4 protein-coding genes are annotated in these 3,034 nt (G+C 58.7%); 3 read left to right on the top strand and 1 reads right to left on the bottom strand.

All coding sequences use genetic code 11. The features are described 5' to 3' along the window. The first annotated feature begins 149 nt into the window (after positions 1 to 149). Both RMO15_RS33455 and RMO15_RS25655 read left to right on the top strand, forming a co-directional pair. Positions 150 to 413 carry a formylglycine-generating enzyme family protein gene (locus RMO15_RS33455; RefSeq protein WP_369016163.1) on the top strand — a complete coding sequence of 88 codons (264 nt, stop codon included), beginning with the start codon at positions 150 to 152 and terminating at the stop codon, positions 411 to 413. A 176-nt stretch (positions 414 to 589) separates the two neighbouring features. Continuing rightward, complete coding sequence (locus tag RMO15_RS25655) at positions 590 to 1,039, top strand: hypothetical protein (RefSeq protein WP_309719449.1); 450 nt, start codon at positions 590 to 592, stop codon at positions 1,037 to 1,039. A gap of 10 nt (positions 1,040 to 1,049) precedes the next feature. On the opposite strand, the gene RMO15_RS25650 is transcribed toward RMO15_RS25655, so the two are convergent. Then, entirely contained in the window at positions 1,050 to 1,925 is an 876-nt protein-coding gene (locus tag RMO15_RS25650) for a hypothetical protein (protein WP_309719447.1), read from the bottom strand. A gap of 171 nt (positions 1,926 to 2,096) precedes the next feature. On the opposite strand from RMO15_RS25650, the gene RMO15_RS25645 reads away from it, so the two are divergent. After that, on the top strand, positions 2,097 to 3,034 hold a 938-nt coding region (locus tag RMO15_RS25645; RefSeq protein WP_309719444.1), incomplete at its 3' end, for a caspase family protein.

Below are 3,034 nucleotides of genomic sequence, written 5' to 3'. Positions count from 1 at the left end.
CCATCTCCAATTTCTGCATCTGCTCGAATAATACGGGGATGTCATCTACCCGTTCCGTGATAAGAGTGAGCGTTTCGGTCATGAAACGAGGTTACCTCAAATTTGCTAAACCCCTCAAAAAATGAGCGAACCATGAGTTATGGTGTAGTATCAAGGATGATGGTGATGCTGGCAAGACGGCTCCTGTTAAGCGCTCCAATCGTATCTTCACCAATAGCCATGGCCTGTCAGATATGTCTGGTAATGTATGGCATTGGTGTAACGACGGTCCGGACAGCTCTCTTAAATTCCAAAAGGGCGGCTCCTGGAGAGACTCCGACGCAGTCTACTTCCGCTGCACGACCTTGATCAACTTCTCTCCTCTCGTCGCAGGCCACACCATTGGCTTTCGCCTCGTCTATCCGAGACTGTAGTCGGTTTACCTCTCCGGCTGATCGCTCGTGCCTCGTTGCGAAGAGGGATTTGTGGCATGCGGTAAGCGCACCACAACCCTCTTCACGAAGTTGGAGAGGGTCGCGAGCAGTCGAGCGGGGAGAGGGGTGGTGAAGGGGAACGGAGGATGCGGATGTCTTGGTGGCCTTGGAGAAAGGTGAAAACAGAGCCGGTGGAGCAGAGAGAGCCCGTGCAGAGAGCGACGCGGCGACCGGAGCTGGTCGAGGCGGGGGCGATCTTTGGGGAGCTGGCTGATGCCCTCGACGAGCTCTACGTCTCTGCTGCCAAGCGCCGCGCCCAGCCCGACTACTACTGGGATAGAGCCGCCCGGTGCAATGTGGGCGATCACCTGGCACGTGCGGCGAGCCTGATGGAGGGGTATCTGTCGCAGATCCCGGACGGGTCACCCGCTGCGTTCCTTCCCGCTGCCCTACACGCTCTCGACAGCTCCCGCACCAGGTATCTGGAAACCTACGACGACCCTGACGCGTTCGGAATTGGGGTGCACAACGACGTCATCCGAATCGCCTTGGCGGCCTGTAGCCAGCACGGCGTCCCGCCTCCCGCCGTGGAAGACACGCTCCCGATGAGCGACTTCGATCAGTAAGAATAGGGGGTTACTGTGGCCGCTGTAGCTCCGCCCAGGTTTCGATGTCCCAGAGGCGATCTGCGAAGCTCTCCAGCGTCTCCACCGACGTGATGCTCTCCAGAAACGCCTTCGTGGCCTCGTCGGCCTCGCCCAAGCGCCGCCGCCCGAAGCGCAGGAGCATCTCGCGGGCTTCTTCGAGGTTGCCCTCTTTTTTGCCTTCTTGCAGTCCTTCTTGCCTACCTTCTTGCAAAAGGGCTTGGTAGGTTGAGGACAGTTCCAGTACGTTTCGGCTCATGATTTTCTCCACAAAGATTTTATCGTATTTCAGTCCCAACAAAACAAAGGTTGCGGTTCGGAGCAGCTCACTATCGCTGGGCCTGGCCTCACGCTCCAGGCGCTGGTCAATCTCGCGGACAATGCCTGCCACCGCGCGCTTGGAGACTTGGGCCACGGCGGCTAGTGGCAAGAGTGCCAGTCCGCCTGTCAGAAACGTCTCCGGGGGCATCTGCCAGACCCGAAGCACCTGGTGGCGGAAGTCATGGATCAGCTCTCCCTCGGTGTCTGTTTGGACGTAGCGTCCCGTGATGGCTCGGTGCCCGTCGAAGGGGCGTAGCAGAAACGCAACACTTCGTATTGGCAACTTGAACTTGCTAGTGTAGAGCACATTGTACTGCCACAAGCGCGGTACAAACTCGGTATCTGGCCCCGCTTGAAACTCGAAGTGCACTCCGTAGGTTCCCTGCGCCGCACTCACCTGCACTATTTTGTCGCCTGCCGCTGTCACCGTCGAGACATCTGCTTCCAGTAGGCTGATCTTGCCTGTTGGTAGCTCTAGAAAGGCAATCCAGTCTTCGGGGCGCAGCTCTACCAAGAACTTGGTGGAGGCATCAAAGGGTTTGGGCACACAAAAGTATACCGCGCCGAACCCATTTCCCTTACCCATAATCAGCCCACTCCCCAGCCCGGCACGGGCTTCACAGGCGCAGGCTATCCAGACGCCCCGTTCACGGGGCGGGGACACGGGGCGGCAGATGCGGTGTCACACGGCGATATTGTCTTGCGTTATAATGCTCTCATGAACCGGCGCACTCTTCTCGTCTCCAGCCTGACTGCCCTTGCCTTTCCGCTTGAAGCCTTTGCACTGCCGCAGCAGGGCAAGTCGCTTGCCGTGGTGCCGCGCTCAGGAGAGCTGGCTGGTGCAACCGTCTACACCAACTCGTACGCGGTGCTGATTGGAATTACCTACCAGCAGTTTCCTAGCGAGCTTCAGATCAAGACTGCTGAGGCGGATGTGACCGATCTGAAGGCGCTCCTCGTCGAATCCTATGGGTTTCTAGCGGAGAACGTGACCGTGCTGCTGGATAGCCAAGCCTCGCGCAAGGGGATCGAGAAGGCACTCTCTAGCTTGGCAGATCGCAAGCGAGTGCAGGCCACGGACCGCGTTCTGGTGTATTTTTCGTGCCATGGTCAGACCATCAAGACTCAAGACGGGGGTGACACGGGCTTTCTGATTCCCGCCGATGCAGAGCTTGACCTGAAGGACACAAGCGACCCGGTTCCGTATCTTCGTGACTGCCTCCCGATGGATGGGCTTTGGCGCTATCTGGAAAGCTCCCCGGCGCGGCATCGGCTCTTGCTGGCGGATGCGTGCTTTGGTGGCTTGATTGTGCAAGGGAAGAACTTCCCTAAGCCGAGCGCGGCGACGCTTCGTGGGTTTCTTGCGGTTCCTGCGCTCCAGGCGATTGCTGCGGGTGGCAAGGGTGAAGAGGCACTGATCCTTCCTGGCCTGCGCAACTCTGCGTTCACACATAAGCTTTTGGAAGTGTTGCGTCAAGCGGCGGCGAGCGAGGAAATCGTTCCCGTGAGCCTTCTTGGGGCTCAGCTCAAAACAAGTGTGCCTGATCTGATCCTTGCCAAGACCAATGGTCGCTTCCGCCAGACGCCCCAGTTCGGGAGCCGTGGCACGGAGGGGGAGTTCTTGTTCGTGAGCGTGGGAGCCACGTCGCCCACGCC

The organism is Armatimonas sp. (genome assembly GCF_031410135.1).
In the GTDB taxonomy this organism is placed as follows: domain Bacteria; phylum Armatimonadota; class Armatimonadia; order Armatimonadales; family Armatimonadaceae; genus Armatimonas.
The sequence above is the reverse complement of the archived record's forward strand: the minus strand, read 5'-3'. Positions and strand labels throughout refer to the sequence as shown.